Raw genomic sequence first — 21,122 nt, 5'->3', positions numbered from 1 at the left:
AACGAGGCTGCGATCTTTTGATCTTTTGCCGTGGCTTGCGAAGATCAAAAGATCGCAGCCTCGTTGCACTCGTCAGCTCCTACAGTGGATCCGTGCAAGTCACACATCCTTGTGGGAGCGAGCCTGCTCGCGAAAGGGCCATCCCGGACAAAGGAAATATTGAATGATGCCAGTAGACGCCCCTCAACCAGTCGCCACCTCGGCCATCACTGTAGAGGATGCCCGCCAGCGTTTTACGCAATGGCGCGAGGGCAAGGCCGGCAAGGTGTTGTCCGTTTCGGTGATCGGCGACAGCTACACCGCCGGGCAGGATTTTTACCTGAACAAACTGGTGCAGCGAGTGGCCGCCGAGGTGGGTTTCGCCGGCCCCGGTTACGTCGGGTTCAATCACGGCGCGGCGCTGGGCGGCACGCATTTCAAATACACCCGCAGCAGCGACAAATACTTCGGTGGCGACTGGACGGTTTCCGATCTGGGCCAGGCCAGCCCGGACAGTCGCACGATCAGCGGCAAACCTGGCGCCTGGTTGCAGGTGGATGCCAACCCTTCGCCGCGCATCGATACCGCGGTGACTCAGGCGAAACTGTTGTATCTGGGTAACGGCGGATCCGACGAACTGCGCTATCGCTGGTCGCCCACGCAAGACTGGCAACCGTTGCAGCTCGCAGGCTCGGGCGTTCAGGAGGTCGCGCTACCCGGCGCTCCATCAGCCGCAGACTGGTCATTCAAACTGGAAGTGGTGAAAGGCGCGCCGACGCTGTTCGGCCTGTGGCTGGGCAACGAGCAGAAGGGTGTGCGGGTGTCGAAACTGGCGGCGTCAGGTGCGGCATCGGCCGACTTCTATCACGCCGATCCGCAGTGGCAGACGCAATGGAAAGCCGTGGTGTCGAAGATTCCGGCCGACGTTTACCTGATCATGCTCGGCGGCAACGATCAGGGCTTTGGTGTCAAGCCTGCGCAGTATCTGCAGAACGTTCAGGGTCTGGTGGGTATGCTGCGCGAGATTCAGCCGGCGGCGAGTATCAACCTGATCATGCGCCAGGACACCACGCGTTCCAGCGATTACCCGATGTCGGCCTATGCGCAGGTGCTCGAGCCTTGGGCGCGTGAACAGCATCTCGGATTCGCCAACCTGCAATGCGCATTCGGCCCCGACGTCAAACGCTACGCCAGCGCGATGATCGGCCCGGACAGGATTCATCCATTGCCGGCCACGGGCGGGAAGGTGATTGCCGATTATTTTTATGGCTGGCTCATGGGCGCCAACGACCGTTGCGACAAAACCCCGTTGTAGGAGCTGACGAGTGAAACGAGGCTGCGATCTCTTGATCTTGGTGTTCATTGCGTCCGAAAAGATCGCAGCCTCGTTTCACTCGTCAGCTCCTACGGGTTTCTCAGGCCGACGCGAAGTTGTCGACTTGTTCGAGTAATTCCGCGAGCTTCTGCGGCATCAACCGTGCATCACAACGGGTTTCGACGTTGATGATGATCGCCGGGTCGTTGCAGCAGATGCGTACACGAAAGCGCCAGTCGCTGAAAATCACTTTCAGGCCATCGCGGTCGTCCATCTCCAGCGCTTGTCCACCGTACAGCGCCTTCAGGTGCGCGAGTAGCGGGTAGGGATCGTGCATCGGCCGGCGAATATCGCCGGACGCAGGAAACACGCCGATCCGCTCCACCAGCAGAATCGTGCCCAGCCAGGTTTCGTTGGCGCTGGGCAGCGGTTGATGGCGCGACAACCAGCTCATCACCCCGAGGTTGCCCACCTCACGTTCAATCTCTGTCGAATGTTGTGCAATGTTCATGGTTGCCTGCCTGTGGGGAAGTGGAAAGCCGTCTCAGCGGCCCTTGAGGTACACGTTGTCGTAGCAGAAGTTGGTCGCCTGCAGATAACCCTCGGCGTCGCCGCAATCGAAGCGCAGGCCTTTGAATTTGTACGCCAGCACGCAGCCGTTCTGCGCCTGTTTCATCAAGGCGTCGGTGATCTGGATTTCGCCGCCCTTGCCCGGTTCGGTGTCGGCGATCAGGTCGAAGATATCCGGCGTAAGGATGTAGCGACCAATGATCGCCAGGTTCGACGGCGCATCCTGCGGCGCCGGTTTTTCCACCATGTTGTTGACCCGGTAGATGCCGTCGGAAATCAGCTCGCCGGCGATCACCCCGTACTTGTGAGTCTGATCGGCCGGGACTTCCTGGATGGCGACGATCGAGCAGCGGAATTTCTTGTACAGCTGGATCATCTGCGACAGCACGCCGTCGCCTTCGAGGTTCAGGCACAGGTCGTCGGCCAGTACCACGGCAAACGGCTCGTCGCCGATCAACGGACGGCCGCTGAGAATCGCGTGACCCAGACCTTTCATTTCCACCTGACGGGTGTAAGAGAAGGTGCAGGTGTCGATCAGCTCACGGGTGCCGGCCAGGAATTTCTCTTTCTCCGTGCCGCGAATCTGGTGCTCGAGTTCGTAGCTGATGTCGAAGTGGTCTTCCAGCGCGCGTTTGCCCCGGCCGGTGACGATGGCCATGTGTTGCAGACCGGCGTCCCGTGCTTCTTCAACGGCGTATTCGATCAACGGCTTGTTGACGATCGGCAGCATCTCTTTCGGCATGGCTTTGGTTGCCGGCAAGAAACGTGTGCCATAGCCGGCAGCGGGGAACAAACATTTACGAATCATAAAAGTATCCTGGACAGTCATGGAACACAGGCGACGGTTGCGCACCAGAGAGTGGCGGCAAGTTTCAATGATTATTGAAGGCTTACTTTAATACCCGAGTCAGGCTGTGGGTGGCAATTAGTTGCGCCGTTAAAAGGCGTTAATGTTATGAGATGTCGACTACTGTGTTTTAAGTTATTTTTAGTCGGTATCCGTTGATAGTGATAAGTGCACGGGGAGTGCTAATAAGTACCCGCAGATAGTTTGACCGGCGAAAATATTTATTGCCATTGGTTGAACTAAATTTGTTTGAGGTTGTTGTCGCCTTGTTTGTGTGAATTGCCCCGCATATCCACCAGGCAAGGCTTGACACGCTACCGGGTATTTATTCAATGACGGATCGCGCTATGAAGATTCTGGTAACGGGTGGCGCCGGCTATATCGGCTCGCATACCACACTTGCATTGCTTGAAGCAGGTTATGAAGTTGTCGTTCTGGATAATCTTTGTAACAGCAGCGATGCGGCACTCCACGCCGTTGAAGCCATTTGCGGCAAAAGCCCGTGGATGATTCGCGGCGATGTTTGCGATCGCCCATTGCTGGATCGTATTTTCCGCGAACATCAGATCGACGCCGTGCTGCATTTCGCCGGGCTGAAAGCCGTGGGCGAGAGCGTGCGCAAGCCGCTCGAATACTACGAAACCAACGTCGGCGGCAGCATCACCCTGTGTCAGGCGATGGCGGCGGCGGGGGTGTTCAGACTGGTGTTCAGTTCCTCGGCGACGGTGTACGGCGAGCCTGAGGAGATGCCGATCCGCGAGGATTTTCCAACGGGCAATCCGACCAATCCCTACGGCCAGTCCAAGCTGATCGTCGAGAACGTGCTGCGCGACCTGAGCCTCGCCGAGCCACGCTGGAGCATCGCACTGCTGCGCTACTTCAATCCGATCGGCGCCCATGCCAGCGGGCATATGGGCGAAGACCCGAACGGCATTCCGAACAATCTGGTGCCTTATATCAGCCAGGTCGCGGTCGGCAGCCTGCGTGAGTTGTCGATCTTCGGTAACGATTACCCGACAGCCGATGGCACCGGCGTGCGCGATTACATCCATGTCGTCGATCTGGCGGACGGCCACTTGAAGGCGTTGCAGTCGATCAGTGAACGCACCGGCATCCACACCTGGAACCTCGGCACCGGCGATGGCTACAGCGTGCTGCAAGTGCTGCATGCCTTCGAACAGGCCTGCGGGCGGCCGGTGCCGTACCGGATGATGCCGCGTCGGGCTGGTGACATTGCCGAAAGTTTCGCCGACGCTTCGAAAGCCGCAAAAGAACTCGGCTGGAAGGCCACGCGCAACTTGCAGGACATGGTCGCCGACACTTGGCGCTGGCAATCGAATCACCCCAACGGTTATTCGCGATGATGGCCTTTTAGTTCGATGTTAGTTTCAGTCAGGTTGTTAGATAACGTCGGGAAATTACACTGGCAATGCCTTTTGCAAGTCCGTAGATATAAACCTGCCGTTCGACTTTTATCAGTTGGGTAAGACTGTGAAAGAACAACGGATCGTGTTCGCGCTCTTTGCGGACTCGAACGCTACCAGCTCTGACACAGACCGGTTTTTTAACAGGTCGAATGTTAGAAAGGAGTTGTTATGAAAAAAGTGATGGCAGTTGCCCTGTTGACGATGTTGAGCAACTGGGCTGCCGCAGCTGAAGCGCCGTTGACAGCGGTAACCAATGTAGGTGGCAGTGTGGCGGCTTCGCAAGCGCCCGCCGCCAGTACTGCAATGGTTGCCAGTGCTGTAGCGGCGTCCAACAGCGGTGGCAGTGCCAATGGCGGTACCACCGGTACGACAGGTACCACCGGTACAACCGGCACGCATAACTAACAGGAACATTTGTTAGTGCAGTACAGAGTCGCCCGACGCAAGTCGGGTGACTTTGTTTTTTGGATTCGCCCTTGAATAGCGTAGTGCCATTATGACTCGTAGTGTTTATCTTTTAATGTTGGCAAGTCTCGCTTTGCAAGGTTGCATGTTTTCCCCCGGTCAGTACCTGAGCACCAGCGATATCACCCGCCAGGGCGCCAGCGAAAGCAGTCGGGTCGAGCTGATTCCGATCACCCCGAAGCTGATCGCCATGAACCGCGCCACGCAAAAGCGTGAGTCGCTGCCGGCGGAGCTGCTGGTAACGCCGGCGGAATATCGCATCGGCAACAATGATGTTCTGTACATCACCGTCTGGGATCACCCGGAGCTGACCGCCCCCTCCGGCGCGCAACAACAGATCGATGCCAACGGCCGCCTGGTGCGCTCCGACGGCACGCTGTATTACCCGTTCATCAAGGAAGTCCAGGCCGCTGGCCGGACCATCCAGCAACTGCGCGCGGACATCGAACAACGCTTGTCGGCATTCATCGCCGAGCCCCAGGTCGATGTAGCGGTGTTGCGCTTCGCCAGCCAGAAAGTCGTGGTCACCGGTGCCGTAACGAAGGCCGGCCCGCAGGCGATTTCGACCAACCCGCTGAGCGTGGTCGAGGCCCTCGGTTCCGCCGGCATCGACACCAACAACGCCGACTTGTCGGGCCTGTTGCTGACGCGCAACGGGCGGGTCTATCCGCTCAATCTCGACTCGCTCAATCAGCAGGATTCCGAACTGCAGAACGTCTACCTCAAGGGCGGCGATCAGCTGTCCCTGCCGTACAACGACAACAAGCGCATCTACGTCATGGGCGAGGTCAACCAGCCACGCGCGCTGAGCTTCAAGACTGCGACGATGAACCTTTCCGACGTGCTCGGTTCGGTCGGCGGCCTGAGTCAGACCAGCTCCAACGGCAACGCGGTCTACGTCATTCGCGGGGTAGAAAATCTCGACGTCGAGCCAGCGAAGATCTATCAGCTCGAAGCCGAATCCCCGACCGCCATGGCGCTGGCTTCGCACTTCCAGGTGCGGCCGCAGGATGTCGTCTACGTCGGCCCGGCCAACGTCACTCGCTGGAACCGTTTCATCAGCCAGTTGGTGCCGTCGGCGTCGATTGTCGGCACTGGGGCTTCGGCAGCGAAGAACTGGAGCGAATACAGCAACAACAGCAAATAAGGCCGCCCGACTGTGAACCTATTGAAAGTGGGCGTCTGCCTGATGGCGGCGTCGTTGCTGTGCGGCTGTAACCCGCTGATGAGCGCGTCGCTGAACAACCTCAAGGCCGCCGTCGTCGGCCCCGATGAAGTTGACGTTTCGGCGGCCGAAGTTGCCGGGGTCAACTATCCGCAACTGAAACTGACCACGCCCTCCGGCTCCGGCGTGCTGGCGCTGGTGCGCGAGCGTGAAGACCTGCAGTTCTGGGTCGCCTCCGGCAAGCAGGTATTGCTGCTGCGCGATGGCCTTGCGGTGCGCAGCATTGGCCTGGGACTGGAGGGCGATCTGGATGGCACGCGGCTGGCCGATGACTCGCCGTTCAAGCAAGGCCTGCACCACGTCGCGGATGGTTACACCACGTGGCGCTGGATCGATCTGTACAAGGGCCAGGAAGTCGGCGTGGTGGTCAACAGCCGCTTCTCGCGCCGTTCCACCGAGACCCTGGAGATTCTCGACAAGGCTTACTCGGTACTGCGCGTCGATGAGCAGATTGACGCGCCAGCCATCGGCCTCAGTGCGACCAACCGTTACTGGGTCGACCCACGTGACGGTTTCATTCTGCAGAGCGAGCAACAGCTGACCTCGCAACTGCGCGTCAAGCTGGTGCAGCTGACCCCTGATCGCAGGCACCTGCCGTGAAGCGGTTCAGCCTTATCGCGGTGGGCTTTCTGCTGATCGCCGGGGCGAGTCAGGCCGCTGTCACGGTGTCCGGCGACGTCGCCAATCCCGGGCCGATAGAGTTGCCGCCGGGCGGGCGCTTGCTCGATGTGATCGGCGAAGCCGTGCCCAATGCCGAAGGCTATTGGCTGGCGGGCGGCTTGTTGCGTCAGTCGCTGCTCGAGGAACAGACACGGCTCAAGGTCGGCGTGCTGTTCGACCTCGATGTGCTGCAGCGCATGGCCACGTTGTTCGACCGGCCAGGCCGCGCAGCACTGGCGCAGCGCATTGCCGAAGAAGTCCGGCAGATGCCGGTGACCGGGCGGCAGATCGCTGACCTCGACCCGGTGGCCGTGGAAGTCGGCTTCGCGCGCAACATTCGGCTGGATGACGGCGATCGGCTGATCTACCCGAAACGGGTCGATGAAGTGCAGGTATTGGGCGCAGTCGCCGAGCCGTGCCACCTGCCGTATCAGCCGTTGCAGGAGGCTCGCGAATACCTGGAAGGTTGCTCGATTCTCGACGACGCCGAGGCCGATTACCTGTGGCTGATCCAGCCCAACGGCGTGTCGCGGCGTGTCGGTATCGCGCACTGGAATCGCGAGTCCGGACAGTTTCCGGTGGCCGGCAGCAGGATTCTGGTGCCGATAAAAAATGATGATCTGGATCCGCCTCTTCCTGAACTGAATCAGCAGTTGGCCGAATTCATTGCCACGCAGCTGGCCGAGGTGGTTCGTTGAAGTTACGTTTTGCAGCTGTGTTGTTATTGCCCTGCGGTCTGGCCCACGCCGAGCCGCGCATCACCCAGAATGACTTCGGTGGCACCGGCCTGTTGCAGACGCCGACGGCGCGCATGGCCCCGGCCGGCGAGCTGAGCGTCAACGCCAATCGCACCGACCCTTACAGCCGCTACAGCGTGTCGTTGCAGCCGCTGGACTGGCTCGAAGGTTCGTTTCGCTACACCGCGATCACCAACCGGCCGTACGGCTCGGAGGCCCTCAGCGGCAGTCAAAGCTACAAGGACAAGGCGGTCGACGCCAAAGTGCGCCTGTGGCAGGAAAGCCACTGGGCGCCGGAAGTGGCGCTGGGCTTTCGAGATATCGGTGGTACCGGTTTGTTCTCCAGCGAATTCTTCGTCGCCAACAAGCGTTTCGACAATTTCGATTTCAGTGCGGGCATCGCCTGGGGCTACATCGGTAATCGCGGCGACTTCGACAACCCGTTGGGCTACGTCAGCAATCGCTTCGATACCCGCCCGGCCCTTGAAGGCACCGGTGACGTCAACTCCGGCTCGTACTTTCGTGGCAAACCGTCGCTGTTCGGTGGCGTGAGCTACCAGACGCCTTGGGATCGTCTCAGCCTGAAACTGGAGTTCGAAGGCAACGATTACAAGAACGAGCCGAAGGACAACGAAATCAAACAGGACTCGCCGATCAACCTCGGCGCGGTGTTCAAGGTCACCGATTCAATCGATCTGAGCGCTGCGTGGGAACGGGGCAATACGGCAATGTTCGGCGTGACCTTTCACACCAATTTCGTCAGCCGCAAGGCCCCGGCCAAGACCTACGACCCGACGCCCGAATCGTTGCCGGCGAAGGCCCCGACGACCTCGATGGAGCAGGTCAACTGGGCCGATGTGTCGCGGCGTCTGCAGCAGAATGCCGGGTACAAGGTAGAGCGCATCAGCCAGCGCGATTCCGAGCTGATCGTGTATGGCGAGCAGCAGCGATATTTTCACTCGTCCAAGGCTGTCGGCCGCGCGAGCCGGATTCTCGACAACAGCGTCAACGACGACATCGACTGGTTCACCGTGGTCAACAAGCGCTACGACTTGCCGCTGGAAGAAACCAGCCTGCCGCGCCAGACCTTTCGCGAGGTGATCAACAACGAGGAGCCGTTGCAGTCGCTGCACCGCACCACCGAAATCAACCCGGCGATGCCGCGCAACGAGAAAACCCTCTACACCGAAGCGCCGCAGCATTTCAGCTATGGCGTGGGTCTGGGCTTCAAGCAGAACGTCGGCGGCCCGGACGGTTTGCTCTATCAATTCAGTGCCGACGCGGACGCGGAATATCGCTTCAACCGCAACACCTGGTGGAGCGGTTTGCTCAGTGCCAATCTGGTCAACAACTTCGACAAATTCGTCTACGACGCGCCGAGCGGATTGCCGCGCGTGCGCACGGATTTGCGCCAGTACCTGACCACCTCCAACACCACCATGCCGTTGTTCCAGCTCAGCCATGCCGAGCAGTTGGACAAGGATCTCTACGGCATGGTTTATGGCGGTTATCTGGAATCAATGTTTGCCGGCGTCGGTGCCGAAGTGCTGTTCCGCCCGACAGGCGAGCGCTGGTCGGTAGGAGCGGATTTGAACTGGGTGCGCCAGCGCGATTTCGATCAAGGCTTCGCGTTGCGCGATTACTCCGTGGTGACCGGGCATATCACTGGCTATACCGATCTGCCTTTCGACACGCTGGCCGCGGTCAGTGTCGGTCGTTATCTGGCCGGGGACTGGGGCACGACCGTGGACATCTCCCGCGAGTTCTTCAACGGCGTGCGCGTCGGTGCCTGGGCGACCATTACCACGGCCAGCAGCGCCGAATACGGCGAAGGTAGTTTCGACAAGGGCCTGTACCTGTCGATCCCGTTCGACGAAATGATGAGCATGTCGACCATGCGCCGCGCCAACCTGGTCTGGGCGCCGCTGACCCGAGATGGCGGCGCCCGACTGAGCCGCAGCTATCAACTGCACTCAATGACGGATAGCCGGGAAGGGGACATGTTCTATCGCAACTTCGAGAAGATTACCGAGTAAGCGCCGACCTCCCAAGCCCCACACAAAACCCTTGTAGGAGTGAGCCTGCTCGCGATAGCGTCATGTCAGCCGACATCATCATTGACTGACACAGCGCCATCGCGAGCGGGCTCACTCCTGCATTTGATCGTCATCCAACTACAGAGCCCGGCCATAACCCAACCCCCACAGGGGCGCACCTGTGTTCGATACCGGTGTGCCAAATCCCGCCCACAAAAAAGGGGACTTTCGTCCCCTTGCGATCTGAAGCTCTGAACCTCAGTAAATGTCTTTCGATAACAACGTAAACGGCGTTTTTACCAGGATCTTCAGGTCCAGCCACAACGACCAGCTGTTGATGTACTGCAGGTCGATCTCGACACGCTTCTGCATCTTGTCGATGGTGTCGGTCTCACCCCGGCAGCCACTGATCTGTGCAAGCCCGGTGATCCCAGGTTTGATTCGGTGACGCGCCATGTAGGCGAGGATCTTGCCCGAATAATAGTTATTGTGCGCAACAGCATGTGGACGCGGACCCACCAGAGCCATATGCCCCTGCAAGACGTTGAACAGTTGCGGCAACTCATCCAGCGACGTGCGGCGGATAAAGCGACCCACAGCGGTGATACGCGAGTCATTACGACTGGCCTGTTTCACTTCGCGATCATCGTGGACACGCATCGAGCGAAATTTCCAGACCTTGATCACCTTGCCGTTCCAGCCATGACGATCCTGCTTGAAAAACACCGGGCCGGGCGAGTTGAGTTTAACCGCCAGCGCGATGATCAACAGCAGCGGACTGAGGGCAATGATCGCCAGGAACGCCACGGTCTTCTCAACCAGACTTTTGCTCAGGGCAGCGGTCGGGCGGCTGGTCAGGGGGCTTTCGTTCAGGTAGATCGCCGGCAGGCCGTCCACGACTTTCACCGAGTGGTTGAGCAGGGTCAGGCTGTTGAGGTCCGGCACCCACACCACATCGACGTTGGCCCCGAGCAGATCGACATACATCGCCTCGATTTTGGCGGCTTCGCACAGCGGCAGGGTGATGTACAAGCGGCGGATGTCGTGAGCCTCAATCAGTTCGAGCAACTCATCCTGAGCGCCGACGACGCGTGGTGCGTCTGCGGCGAGGACTGGTTTGTCGCCGTTGCTGACCAGACCGATCAGCGGCAGGTTTTCCAGTTGGCTGAGTTTCTTCGCCAGGCCGAGCGCCAGTTCGCCAGTGCCGACGATCAGCGTCCGGTGCTCGCTTTTACGCGAACGCTGGTAGTACTTGGAAAACGCATGCAGCGGCGCGTAGAGGAAGGCCTGACCGAGGAAGCCGTACACCGCCCAGCTCAGGATCACCTGACGGGAAAACAGCTCATCGGCCTGACAGACAAACGCGATGCACGCCAGCGCGGCCATGGTCATCGACCAACCCATGAACAGACGGCCGAGGCCAGTCAGGTAGTTGTCGCGTTTGCGATAAACGCCGCTGAATGTGTAAGCCGGCACCGAGGCCAGGACGGCGAGGGTAGCGCACATTCGGTAGTAGAACGCGACGGTGCCGGTGTGCTGTTCAGCGAGGATGAACAACAGCGTCACAACGAAAGCCTGTGCCAGCGCCCATTGGCCCCAAAAGGTCAGTCCCTTGAGGCCCGTGCTTCGATTAATACTGAGAGAAAGATCCATACGATATCCCCAAAAGACGTCCATTCAGGTTTCAACAGTTGAAAGCCGAGTTGTTATGCAGACTTATTGTTTTTGTTTTAGCGAGTGTCTTGAGGTAACAACATCGAGAGCCGAACTGTCGTCAGCCAATAGACTAAGTTATTGTTGGGAATGGTGTCTGACGAGTTCTAACAAGATGGCACAATGCCAACTTTCTAATATTTAAATACCAGTCTGTTAGAAAAGGTCGTAGAGAGGGGGATGAAAAGGCGGGGATGTATTTGTTACTGTTGGCGGGGTGGAGGCAGGGAAGCTTTTATTGAATCAGGGAGGAAAAACCAAACAGAGTGCTCTTCTTGTTGTTGTAGTCGCACTTTATATCTGTTTGTCTTGGTTAGAATGTCGCCTGTGATTACGCGACGACTTCCTGGATCAAGCAATATCCGCGATTTCTTACGGCTCGAAACAATCGCTCGCCATTACTCGCGCTCTTGAATTTATCCTGCAAGCGGCTCAGGCACATCTCCAGACCACGGTATTGCTCCGGTTCCCGGCCAATACTGATGATCAAGTCATCGCGACTGACCACCCGTTCTTCATGGGTCAGCATTTTCCGGACCAGGGCGGTTTCCAGGCCAGTCAGGCTGATTGCGATGTTGTCCTTGAGCAGTACGCCTTGATCATCGTCGAGATGCCAGGTGTCGCTGCAGGCCTCAGGACTCTCGCTGACATTCGAGATATGTGCTCGTTCTGCACTAACTGCCGGAAAGCTCTGGAACGGATTGTCTGTTTGCGCGGCTCGCCATTCATTTTCAAGGGTGGCCAGTATGCGTTGAGTATCATGCTCGATACTGCGCGCGACGTTCTTTCGGCTAAGGCTTGGGTAACTGAACTCCATGACCATCGGGGCGGAAGAGGGCGAAGCAACACCTTCAACAAACATTTGCGCCTGCGACGTGCCAAACGAATTGAAACGCTCACTGGACAAGATGCTTTCCAGTTCACGCTGCGACGTTGTGCTGTGCGTCACAACTACAAAATATTTTCTGGGGAGGGTTGTACTCGTTTCCATGTCTCTCTCCTAAATACACACCAAAATTGGCTAAAAGATAAATCGGCAGGCGAGCAATGACTTCCTCGGAAGTAATCGTAGGCAGGGTTCGGGCCGAAAATGGCCGTCGATAAATTCCACTCGATCTGCTGCTATGTTATGGAGTTTTATTGTTATGTGGCGTGTTGCCGCGCTCATTCAAGTGCTTGAGTTTTAATAAATATGAAGCAGAACTGAAACGATATGGCTGCATCAGACGATCCTTCGTACGTATGCAAAAGGGAAGACTGCCCGAGACTCAGGCAGTCGATATCAGGCCCCGCATCAGGCGATAGCCGTAGCCGCGGATGCTCTGAATCGCGTTTGTACCATACATGTCCTTGATTTTTCCACGCAAGCGGCTGATTGATTTCTCCAGTGCCCGAGGATCGTAGAAATTGGCGTTGAGGCCCATGATGCTGGCGATTTCATCATGGCTCAGAATGTGATTGGCGGTCTGCGCAAAGGCCTCGAGGATCTTCATCTCGGCGAAAGAAATATCGAGTTTGCGCCGACTGTCCAGCAGGCAGATCCGCGTCGGATCAAGCGTCAGAGTGATATCCCGCTGCCAGTCTTCGCTGTTGAAGAACTCCGTGAGCAAGTCGTCGCTGTCATCGCTCAGTGTGTTGAGCTTGATACAGGCATCGGCGCCGGCGAGATAATACTTGATCTTGTTGACCGCCCCGCGGCCGGTGATGACTGCGCAAATAAGCGGTTTCAAGTTCGCATCGCGCAGATTCTGTATCAGCGCCAAATTGTCTTCGAGGGCCTGTGGGCTATCGATGATGAGGAAGATGGCGCGATAGGAATCGATGTAACGCTGCTGTTTATATGAACTAGTGAAAGCACCTGTTTCCAGGATCATATCGGGCTGCACGTGCTTTGCGATCAGCGTCGTAAAATGATCGGCCACACCCAAGGTACGACCCAGAGCAAGAACACCGGATTCATCATTTGTCGGGCGCGGACTTCTAGTCGCCAAGTTCCCTGAGAGCATCATGCGTTGACTCGAATTAGGTGCTGACATCGGGATGTTAAAGCACCGGTTCTCATCTGTGACTGACAATTGGTAACATTTACGCGGATTTTAGACGTGTCTCCCGAGTTTTCTAACAATAAGTAAGCTTTTCAAGCTTTTAGTTGATTTTTCGGGGGTTGTGAACTAATGCGTGGGTGATGGCTATATGCAATGGTGCCACTATTTTGAGCTTATAGCGATGGCTTTGTCTATGTCCTTTTGCCATGGGTTGGCCATGTCCTGATTGTGTGAAGTTGATCACATTTCATATCTGAACTGAAATGATTGTTGTAATAGATGTAAATTTTTCCAGTTAAGTTCGTCGACCGACGATTACTAACATGACTTGAGTGTGGCAATCCGTTAGACCTATTCTTCAAGACCAAAAGATCGCAGCCTTCGGCAGCTCCTACGCTTGAAATGCGTTCCCCTACAGGAGCTGCCGAAGCCTGCGATCTTTTGATATTCATAAAAGCCAATTGTGTAACTTCAGATACTCAACCCCTGAGTGTTATTGACCGGTCGCTCGTCTTGAGTGCTCTGACGGAGGATTAATGGATTTCTGGACCCTTTTCCAAGTGTTGATATTGGGCGCGGTAGAAGGCTTGACCGAGTTCTTGCCGATCTCGAGTACCGGTCACCAGATTATTGTCGCCGACCTGCTCGAATTCGGCGGCGAACGCGCGATGGCGTTCAACATCATTATTCAACTGGGGGCTATTCTTGCGGTGGTGTGGGAATTCCGTCCGAAGATCTTCGAAATCGTCAAAGGCCTGCCCACCGAGCGCAATGCACAGCGTTTTACCCTTAATTTGCTGATCGCGTTTCTCCCCGCCGTTATCCTCGGCGTGTTATTCGCCGACGCGATCCATGAATATCTCTTCAACCCGATCACCGTTGCGGTTGCCCTGGTTGTCGGCGGTATCGTCATGTTATGGGCGGAACAGCGCAGCCATGTGGTCAGCGTCGAACATGTCGACGACATGCGCTGGTCTCACGCGCTAAAAGTCGGTTTCGTACAATGCCTGGCGATGATTCCCGGCACCTCGCGCTCCGGTTCGACCATCATCGGCGGTCTGCTCTTCGGCCTCTCACGCAAAGCCGCGACCGAGTTCTCGTTCTTCCTCGCCATGCCGACCATGGTCGGCGCCGCGGTGTACTCCGGCTATAAATACCGCGACCTGTTTCAGCCCAACGACCTGCCAGTCTTCGCCCTCGGCTTCGTCACCGCATTCATCTTTGCGATGATCGCCGTGCGTGGTTTGCTGAAGTTTATTGCCAACCACAGCTATGCGGCGTTCGCGTGGTATCGGATCGGTTTTGGATTGTTGATTCTGGCGACTTGGGTGTTTGGCTGGGTGAACTGGACGGCGGCTGCGGCAGTTTGATCACTGAGTGCTGATCAGCGCTGCTACTGCAAGGTCGTCCAACATTGATTGCGACGACTCTTGGCGAAAGCGATGCAAGGCCGATGTGAAATATGCGGCTTGCAGCATGCCGTCGCTGGCGAAGAAGTATCGCGCTGCTTCGATTTCAGCGGCCGAGTAAATACGTTTTTTTAGGCCGGATACGTCCGAGGTTCCATCGACCGACACCATCGTCGCGGTGAACACCAGAAAGCCGGACATTTGCGTCGACTCAAAAGGGCTACCGCTCCCTTCACCACACCCTCGCGCAAAATTGCAGTCGGCAAAGATGCTGGAGGAAACCGTCGAGCATAAAGCGAGGAGTATGAAGCGATTGAATAGAGCACGTTTAGACGCGGGCATAACCAAAAGACATCCTGTCAGTCCATCAAAACACCGGGCAACGCTCATGCATTGCCCGCACATTCAAAACATCAATCAACGCCCTTCAAGCAACTGCGCCGCCTGATCGAGCAACGCCAACGGATCCTTGGCCTTGTGAATATCCACCGACAATAACTGACGAAACTTGCGTGCCCCGGGGAAACCAGTGCCCAAACCCAGCACATGCCGCGTGATGTGATGCATCGCACCACCGGCCAGCAGATGTTCGGCAATATAAGGCCGCAACTGCGCCAACGCTTCAGCCCGGCTGATCACCGGCGCGTTACTGCCGAACAACTGCTGATCGACCTCTGCCAGCAAATACGGATTGTGATAAGCCTCACGCCCCAACATCACACCGTCGAAAGTCTGCAGATGCTCATGGCAGGCCTCCATGGTCTTGATCCCGCCGTTCAGCACAATCTCCAGCTCCGGAAAATCCGCCTTCAACTGCGCCGCGACGTCATAACGCAACGGCGGAATGTCGCGATTCTCCTTCGGCGACAACCCTTCGAGAATCGCAATCCGCGCATGCACGGTAAAACTCGTGCACCCGGCATCGCGCACCGTACCGACGAAATCGCACAGCTCGGCATAACTGTCGCGTCCGTTGATGCCGATGCGGTGCTTTACCGTCACCGGAATCGATACCGCATCGCGCATCGCCTTCACACAATCCGCCACAAGCTGCGGATGCCCCATCAGGCACGCGCCGATCATGTTGTTCTGCACACGATCGCTCGGGCAGCCAACGTTCAGGTTCACTTCGTCGTAGCCGTGCTCTTGCGCCATACGCGCGCAGGCCGCGAGATCAAGCGGAACGCTACCGCCCAACTGCAACGCGAGCGGGTGCTCGGCTTCGTGGTGACGGAGGAAACGTTCGTGATCGCCGTTGAGCAACGCGCCAGTGGTGACCATTTCGGTGTAGAGCAGGGCGTGCTTGGACAGCAGGCGCAGGAAGTACCGGCAATGGCGGTCCGTCCAATCCATCATGGGTGCCACACTGAAGCGCCGAGACGGCTCAGGCGTTGGTTTTACTGGGCTAAAGCTCTGATTCTGGACCATTTTACTCAACGTGTTTTCGGAGTGCTCTTGGGCGTTTTCAAGGGTTTTCAGGATCTCGTTGGTACGATGTACCAATTCGAAACCGATGCGTACCACTTTCGATATGGCAGCTATCAGGGCAAGAAAACTGGCGGATGGGTCTGTGAGCTACACCGCTCAGATCCGCCTCAAGCGTGATGGGGTGCAAGTCTACCAAGAGAGCCAGACCTTGGTGCGGAATTCAGTATAGCGAAGTGAGTTAATACGCGACTGGAGCGCTCAAGCTCGACGGTTTCAAAATGCGTCAATGGCCCACTCGGTATTTCGCCGGACTGCGGTCTTGGCTTCATGACTTAATTGGCTTGACAAAAGCCGACGAAATTCTGCGAAGGTGGACGCCCTTCTTACAGCGCTAAAACCGCGCGAAGATCTAAACTTGGTGTCCGATTCGCGAACGGTTAAGTAATTGAGGTGTTGTGAATTGGGGTGAATGTGATGAGTCTTCTTGTGTAGAAGTTTAGCTAACGGGCAGTGTATAGCATTCATACATATTAAAGTTCGATTATAGCTTCAGCTAGTCTAAGAGAAAACCTTGCACTGCCCATCGGATGGCTATTAACAAAGCTTTTAACTTTCCGAGACATAAGCTGACTCCCTGGCGAGGCATAATCGAGGCTATGCGTATCTTAATTGCATAAGCTGAACCGAATTATCTTGATGCACTGTCTAGCGTCGATTTCTCAATGGGTTAAATATAAATTGACATTCTGTTGCGCATAAAAAAGCTCGCTGAGAGCGAGCTTTCACTGAGCTGTATATTGTTCAAGCCAGTACGTCAATATAGCCGTCTAACTCTATTGTCGGTGGAGATAAAAGCGGTCGTATCATCGCAGTGTGGTGCTTGAATGTGAAAGGCTTAAATGTTGCTGCGTAATCATTTAACAGTCCACTTAAACGCTCTGCTATTAACTTAATCCTTTCTACGAATTGCTCATGATCTAAGCATTTTGCGCGCATTTGCAACGGGTCGCATACAAGCCATAAGTTTAGCTTCTCTAGATGGTAGTCTATGTCAACAAAGATATGTTGAAAGTCTGGTGAGAGAAACCTATGGAAAATAGTGTCAAATTTTTCTTGAATGTCTGACTTTTTTATGTTTTTGAATCTTGAGGATTTGAGTTCGACGATGTAAAAGTGGTACTTCCCATTGGTGCCTTTAACTATTGCTATACCGTCTACCGATTTTGGCGGCGCTGTAAAAAAGGGTGTGCAATAATAATCGTCTGGTTTAAGTATTACAATATTGTCGGTGTCAAGGTCTCCATTTGCCAAAAGTAAGCTACTTCCTATCTCAACCTCCATGCCTTGCTCAGCTAGAGTGTATCGGATAAGTTGTTGTGTGCAGGTGTCAGCATATATGTTCGAGATCAATTGCAGTCATCCTTGTCTTCAGAATGGCCACCCATAAGCAGTTCCATTCGCTCATTAATCAGAATTTCTGAGGCATCACCGAAGTTCTCGTCGTTTATACCGAACTCGTCAACCGATTGTGGTATTCCTGTACTACCTTTATCGCTCATTACGAATAGATCGCACTGTACATCTTTGCTAGGTAAGATGCCTTCGATTACTAGATTGCTAGCTTTGTTAAATACATAGTTGCTGTGCGAGGTCATGATCATGGATACGCCTAGCTGAGCTAATTCCGCATAGAACCTGGTCATTTTAATCTGGTTTTCGGGATGTAAATGCGCTTCCGGTTCTTCGACGATGAGTATCTTTTTAAACTCGATTGGTGTTGTTTTGTTGCGTCTTCTAATACGATTTCTGATTGAAGGCTCATCAGTGTTCCATGCTATTACATGCCGGATGTACGCAACAATTGGCGCGGTTTCAGACACCATTGAGGATGTCGAGGAGATGTCGAGTCTTAGCGATGTTCCATTGGGAATATAAAATAGTTTCTTTTCTTCAAAGTCGAATTCGATACGACCGTTGAGAACGTCAGTTTCGATATTTGCAGCAAGTTCTTCGAAATGCTGCACGTTCCTGTCTATCGCTACGATATTCGTGAGGCGAATAAAATAGTCGCTTAGCTGACCTGAAATCCCAGGTAGCTCAATTTTTGATGTAAGGAATGAACGACTTTTAGAAAGCTCAGCGATGATTTGCCCAAAGGCAGACAACGCTTGATATAATCCTGATCGTGATGCAGGCAAATAGTCGATGTCTAGAATGTTTTCTACCGCGTCAATAAGGGACTGTATAACCCTGCGGACACAGACAGACCTAAATTTATTAATTATAGCGTCCGCATCTTCATCGGTAGATACGTAAATTATAAGGTCTTTTCCAATTATCGTTGTGTTTCGGTTTTGTTTTGAATATCTCAGTATAACGCCGTGACTGAAGGTAATGTTGGTTACTTTAAACTCGTCAATATTTCCTTCAAGTGAAAAGCTGACGTTGTCTAGATCTACTGTGACCTTTGCAATATTGGATTCAGAGAAGCTATTGGATATAGAGTTGTGCTCGGAATAAGAGCTTTTAACTTTCTTTGAAAAGTCCTCGCCGACACTTTGCTGTAAGAACTCTTTTGCGAGATGGCGATAAAAATTTGATCCGTTGAGGGACCTAGATTTTTTATCTTTGATCAAATTTTTGAAATCTACAACTTCCTGTTTCGGGGGTTCTTCCTCGTCATCGGCAAATTCGTATAAGAATATTCTTCTGTTGAGGGGGGCCAGGGAGCCGAATTCCAGTAAGCTTTTAACTATGAAGTAGTAAATAGTTAATACATAGGATTTTCCTACGTTGTTATTACCTACAATGAGGTGAAACTTTTTTTGTGTGTCGAAGGTGAATTCTTTAACTGGTCCGAAATTTTCAATTTTTATTTTCATGTCAGTGCCGGGTTTTGATTTGCGTGATCGGGCAGGCATCAAGCGTCGGCTGAGTGTGCTCTTTCATTTTTTTGTATCCTGAAAAAATTAATATGTCCATATATTATATTTCCTGTCAGTAATGTCGCTCAAAATGGAAGGATAAATTGTTGCCAGCATAAATAATCTTGAGGCGCATCCTTCCCAAATCGGTGAGGTAAAAGGTCGTGCAGCGTGTAGCAGTAAATTAAATTTTTGCGCGTAATCTGCTGGTACGTTGGTGTGATCATAGCCATATACGATTGCTTTCTCTAGCTTCCATCGAAAGTAAGGGTAAAACTCTACGAGCAATCCACTGGAATGAGACAACTAATCCAGTGGTAGGGCCCCTCACGCGTGCTAGGCACTGTCTGACATCTTCGTTGAGGACTCGAATCCATGGTGGTCATGCGTGGGGTCCATTCGTGGGCGCCGGGTTCTAGTGCGACCGGTCTACCAACCCGCGTATGGCCGCCACCCTTCGTTTGGTAGCGAGGGTGATGGCTCCTTTTGGTAATCGCGCTAGAGGATTCACCCATGTTCAAACCCACACCCAATCCGCCGGACACCGATCCCGCATCCCCGTACAAATCCCCAGACTCAAAAAAACTCCACGACGCCGCCGAGCGTGCGCTGGATTACTACCTGCCTCCCGCCAGTCACATCAAAGCCTCCACCAACCAGCCCGAACGCATGTTCCTCGCCAACCCTGCGTACGACAGCGAATCCCTGTTGGCCAATGCCAGCGAATCGCTGGGTTCGGCCAGCATCATGCTCAACGACTTCGCCGCGTTACTGGAAAACTCGCAGCGCAAGACGTTATTGGGCATCGCCCAGGTAGTGATGCTGGGAGAGATCGCAGTGAATCAGGCGTTGGACAAAGTCGAAGTGAAGGCTTGAAGCGAACCTCGCGGTGACGGAGCGCTTATCCGTCACCGCGAGGCTATATGGTTAGCTGAACAGTCGCCGTCACCGCTGCACGACGATTAACCGTTATTGAGACGGCACCGCAATCCACTCACTCAACGTCTGCTGATACTTGCCAGTGACCTTGCTCAAATGCAGCCACTGATCGACATACAGTTTCCAGCTGATGTCATCACGCGGCAGCAAGTACGCCTTCTCACCGTATTGCATGTACTGATGCGGATTCACCGCGCACAAACCGGGTTTGAGTTTCTGCTGATACAGCGCTTCCGACGCGTCGGTGATCATCACGTCGGCTTTGTTGTCGAGCAGTTGCTGGAAGATCGTCACGTTGTCGTGCAGTGCCAGTTGCGCTTTGGGCAGGAAGGCGTGGACGAAGCCTTCGTTGGTGCCGCCGGCCGGTTCGACCAGGCGGACGTTGGGCTGGTTGATCTGTTCGATGGTCTGGTATTTGGACTGGTCGGCGCAGCGCACCAGCGGGATCTTGCCGTCGGTGTCGAGGGTGTTGCTGAAGTAGGCTTTTTTCTGCCGTTCGAGGGTGACCGAGATGCCGCCCATGCCGATGTCGCATTTGCCCGCCTGCATGTCGGGCATCAGGGTTTTCCAGGTGGTTTGCACCCATTGCACTTTGACGCCGAGGCTGTCCGCCAGGGAGCGGGCCATGCTGATGTCGATGCCTTCGAAGTCGCCGTCGCTGCGCTTGAACGTGTAGGGCTTGTAGTCGCCGGTGGTGCAGACGCGCAACTGGCCTTGTTGCTGGATGCTGTCGAGGTGGGTTGACGGTTCGGTTGCCTGAGCGGTGAAAGGCAACGCGAGCAATGCACCGAGCAGGAATGTGGTTTTTGTCGTTGGCATCTGTCGGACTTTTCTCTGGAGTGGGCGGGAAGAACGTGTTCGAAGTTAACCACGTTCTCACCGTTGATCCAGTCCGACGTTACCCGTCAGTGGTGATCCGTTAGAGGCCCAGCCCTTGCTGCACTACTTGCAGCAGATTGTTTTCCGTCAACGCAATCGCATCCAGCTCCTGGCCGGTCTCGATAGTCTGCAACCACCAGTGACTTTCGCCATGCTCGTCAACCGTGCGCAGCAACGACTGATCGCGCCCTGGCACCTTGATTTCGACACGCCCGCAACCATCCTCGGTAAACCGCGCAATCGGATCGAACGTCAGGCTGTGATGGTTGGCCTCGATCACCAGTTGGTCGATGGCGTAGTCACGGGCTTCGCCATCCGGCGAAGTTTCGCAAACGTGCGTAGGATTGCGGCGAATCTTCAGTCCTACTTCGGTGACTGGCTGCAGCCAGCCCTCGATGCGGTGGTACAAGTCGTACACCTGAGCAGGCCAGCAATCGATTTCCAGCGCCGCATCAGCCTGGGTATGCCGGGTCTGCTTGAGTCTGGCGGCGAGTTCGTCTGCTTTACTCATGTCGGTTCCCTTG

The 21,122-nt window shown here is 55.0% G+C and carries 20 protein-coding genes and 1 pseudogene; 10 read left to right on the top strand and 11 right to left on the bottom strand.

Translation table 11 applies throughout. The annotated features are described in order from the left end of the window. Positions 1 to 163: 163 nt before the first annotated feature. Positions 164 to 1,294, top strand: a complete 1,131-nt coding sequence (locus AEQ63_RS00430) for an SGNH/GDSL hydrolase family protein (RefSeq protein WP_064361415.1) — start codon at positions 164 to 166, stop codon at positions 1,292 to 1,294. Positions 1,295 to 1,394: 100 nt separating this feature from the next. Here the strand turns inward: AEQ63_RS00430 and AEQ63_RS00425 are convergent, their stop codons facing one another. Together AEQ63_RS00425 and galU are read right to left on the bottom strand one after the other, a co-directional pair. Then, the gene (locus AEQ63_RS00425; RefSeq protein ID WP_064361414.1) at positions 1,395 to 1,805 is read right to left on the bottom strand and encodes a mannose-1-phosphate guanylyltransferase; all 411 of its coding nucleotides are present in this window, start codon (positions 1,803 to 1,805) and stop codon (positions 1,395 to 1,397) included. A 33-nt stretch (positions 1,806 to 1,838) separates the two neighbouring features. Next, positions 1,839 to 2,672: a UTP--glucose-1-phosphate uridylyltransferase GalU gene (gene galU / locus AEQ63_RS00420; RefSeq protein ID WP_042609065.1), complete on the bottom strand. Its 834-nt coding sequence runs from the start codon at positions 2,670 to 2,672 to the stop codon at positions 1,839 to 1,841. A 386-nt stretch (positions 2,673 to 3,058) separates the two neighbouring features. Between galU and galE the strand changes: the two genes are divergently transcribed. The 6 genes from galE (at position 3,059) to AEQ63_RS00390 (ending at position 9,261) form a co-directional block, all read left to right on the top strand. Continuing rightward, complete coding sequence (galE, locus tag AEQ63_RS00415; protein WP_064361413.1) at positions 3,059 to 4,075, top strand: UDP-glucose 4-epimerase GalE; 1,017 nt, start codon at positions 3,059 to 3,061, stop codon at positions 4,073 to 4,075. Between the two features lie 231 nt (positions 4,076 to 4,306). Further along, the gene (locus tag AEQ63_RS00410) at positions 4,307 to 4,543 is read left to right on the top strand and encodes a hypothetical protein (RefSeq protein ID WP_016775457.1); all 237 of its coding nucleotides are present in this window, start codon (positions 4,307 to 4,309) and stop codon (positions 4,541 to 4,543) included. A gap of 145 nt (positions 4,544 to 4,688) precedes the next feature. Continuing rightward, positions 4,689 to 5,750: a polysaccharide biosynthesis/export family protein gene (locus tag AEQ63_RS00405; RefSeq protein ID WP_064361412.1), complete on the top strand. Its 1,062-nt coding sequence runs from the start codon at positions 4,689 to 4,691 to the stop codon at positions 5,748 to 5,750. 12 nt (positions 5,751 to 5,762) lie between these two features. After that, positions 5,763 to 6,428 (top strand): YjbF family lipoprotein, encoded by a 666-nt coding sequence (locus AEQ63_RS00400; RefSeq protein WP_064361411.1) that lies wholly within the window; start codon positions 5,763 to 5,765, stop codon positions 6,426 to 6,428. Continuing rightward, entirely contained in the window at positions 6,425 to 7,186 is a 762-nt protein-coding gene (locus AEQ63_RS00395) for a capsule biosynthesis GfcC family protein (protein WP_064361410.1), read from the top strand. The genes AEQ63_RS00400 and AEQ63_RS00395 overlap by 4 nt, the downstream gene beginning before the upstream one ends. Beyond that, complete coding sequence (locus AEQ63_RS00390; RefSeq protein WP_064361409.1) at positions 7,183 to 9,261, top strand: YjbH domain-containing protein; 2,079 nt, start codon at positions 7,183 to 7,185, stop codon at positions 9,259 to 9,261. The genes AEQ63_RS00395 and AEQ63_RS00390 overlap by 4 nt, the downstream gene beginning before the upstream one ends. Before the next feature lie 258 nt (positions 9,262 to 9,519). On the opposite strand, the gene AEQ63_RS00385 is transcribed toward AEQ63_RS00390, so the two are convergent. The 3 genes from AEQ63_RS00385 to AEQ63_RS00375 all read right to left on the bottom strand — a co-directional run bounded on the left by AEQ63_RS00385 (position 9,520) and on the right by AEQ63_RS00375 (position 12,983). Further along, positions 9,520 to 10,914 (bottom strand): undecaprenyl-phosphate glucose phosphotransferase, encoded by a 1,395-nt coding sequence (locus AEQ63_RS00385; RefSeq protein ID WP_042609071.1) that lies wholly within the window; start codon positions 10,912 to 10,914, stop codon positions 9,520 to 9,522. 391 nt (positions 10,915 to 11,305) lie between these two features. Further along, positions 11,306 to 11,965, bottom strand: a complete 660-nt coding sequence (locus tag AEQ63_RS00380) for a winged helix-turn-helix domain-containing protein (RefSeq protein WP_042609072.1) — start codon at positions 11,963 to 11,965, stop codon at positions 11,306 to 11,308. Between the two features lie 277 nt (positions 11,966 to 12,242). After that, positions 12,243 to 12,983, bottom strand: a complete 741-nt coding sequence (locus AEQ63_RS00375; protein WP_042609073.1) for a winged helix-turn-helix domain-containing protein — start codon at positions 12,981 to 12,983, stop codon at positions 12,243 to 12,245. Positions 12,984 to 13,555: 572 nt separating this feature from the next. On the opposite strand from AEQ63_RS00375, the gene AEQ63_RS00370 reads away from it, so the two are divergent. After that, a complete protein-coding gene (locus AEQ63_RS00370) occupies positions 13,556 to 14,389 on the top strand; it encodes an undecaprenyl-diphosphate phosphatase (RefSeq protein WP_064361408.1) in 834 nt (277 codons plus the stop codon). Here AEQ63_RS00370 and AEQ63_RS28855 read toward each other — a convergent pair whose 3' ends face one another. Continuing rightward, the gene (locus tag AEQ63_RS28855) at positions 14,390 to 14,629 is read right to left on the bottom strand and encodes a DUF2388 domain-containing protein (protein WP_236705225.1); all 240 of its coding nucleotides are present in this window, start codon (positions 14,627 to 14,629) and stop codon (positions 14,390 to 14,392) included. Between the two features lie 216 nt (positions 14,630 to 14,845). Beyond that, positions 14,846 to 15,856, bottom strand: coding sequence for a tRNA dihydrouridine(20/20a) synthase DusA (gene dusA / locus AEQ63_RS00360; protein ID WP_082367675.1), 1,011 nt, complete (start codon positions 15,854 to 15,856; stop codon positions 14,846 to 14,848). A 103-nt stretch (positions 15,857 to 15,959) separates the two neighbouring features. On the opposite strand from dusA, the pseudogene AEQ63_RS28850 reads away from it, so the two are divergent. Continuing rightward, positions 15,960 to 16,073: pseudogene (locus AEQ63_RS28850) on the top strand (site-specific integrase); the annotation flags it as partial. Positions 16,074 to 16,657: 584 nt separating this feature from the next. Here AEQ63_RS28850 and AEQ63_RS00350 read toward each other — a convergent pair. Together AEQ63_RS00350 and AEQ63_RS00345 are read right to left on the bottom strand one after the other, a co-directional pair. Continuing rightward, on the bottom strand, positions 16,658 to 17,197 hold the full coding sequence (locus AEQ63_RS00350) for a hypothetical protein (RefSeq protein WP_152972311.1): 540 nt from the start codon (positions 17,195 to 17,197) through the stop codon (positions 16,658 to 16,660). A 65-nt stretch (positions 17,198 to 17,262) separates the two neighbouring features. Further along, complete coding sequence (locus tag AEQ63_RS00345; RefSeq protein WP_064361404.1) at positions 17,263 to 18,738, bottom strand: AAA family ATPase; 1,476 nt, start codon at positions 18,736 to 18,738, stop codon at positions 17,263 to 17,265. Positions 18,739 to 19,293: 555 nt separating this feature from the next. Here AEQ63_RS00345 and AEQ63_RS00340 point away from each other — a divergent pair. Then, a complete protein-coding gene (locus AEQ63_RS00340; RefSeq protein WP_064361403.1) occupies positions 19,294 to 19,656 on the top strand; it encodes a DUF6124 family protein in 363 nt (120 codons plus the stop codon). 93 nt (positions 19,657 to 19,749) lie between these two features. Here the strand turns inward: AEQ63_RS00340 and AEQ63_RS00335 are convergent, their stop codons facing one another. After that, positions 19,750 to 20,538, bottom strand: a complete 789-nt coding sequence (locus AEQ63_RS00335) for a transporter substrate-binding domain-containing protein (protein ID WP_064361402.1) — start codon at positions 20,536 to 20,538, stop codon at positions 19,750 to 19,752. Between the two features lie 100 nt (positions 20,539 to 20,638). After that, entirely contained in the window at positions 20,639 to 21,109 is a 471-nt protein-coding gene (locus tag AEQ63_RS00330) for a hypothetical protein (protein ID WP_042609078.1), read from the bottom strand. Positions 21,110 to 21,122 lie beyond the last annotated feature (13 nt).

The sequence above is a fragment of the Pseudomonas sp. RIT-PI-o genome, assembly GCF_001297215.1.
Taxonomy (GTDB): domain Bacteria; phylum Pseudomonadota; class Gammaproteobacteria; order Pseudomonadales; family Pseudomonadaceae; genus Aquipseudomonas; species Aquipseudomonas moraviensis_A.
Note: the sequence above shows the minus strand (reverse complement) of the source record. Positions and strands in the feature narration are given on the sequence as shown.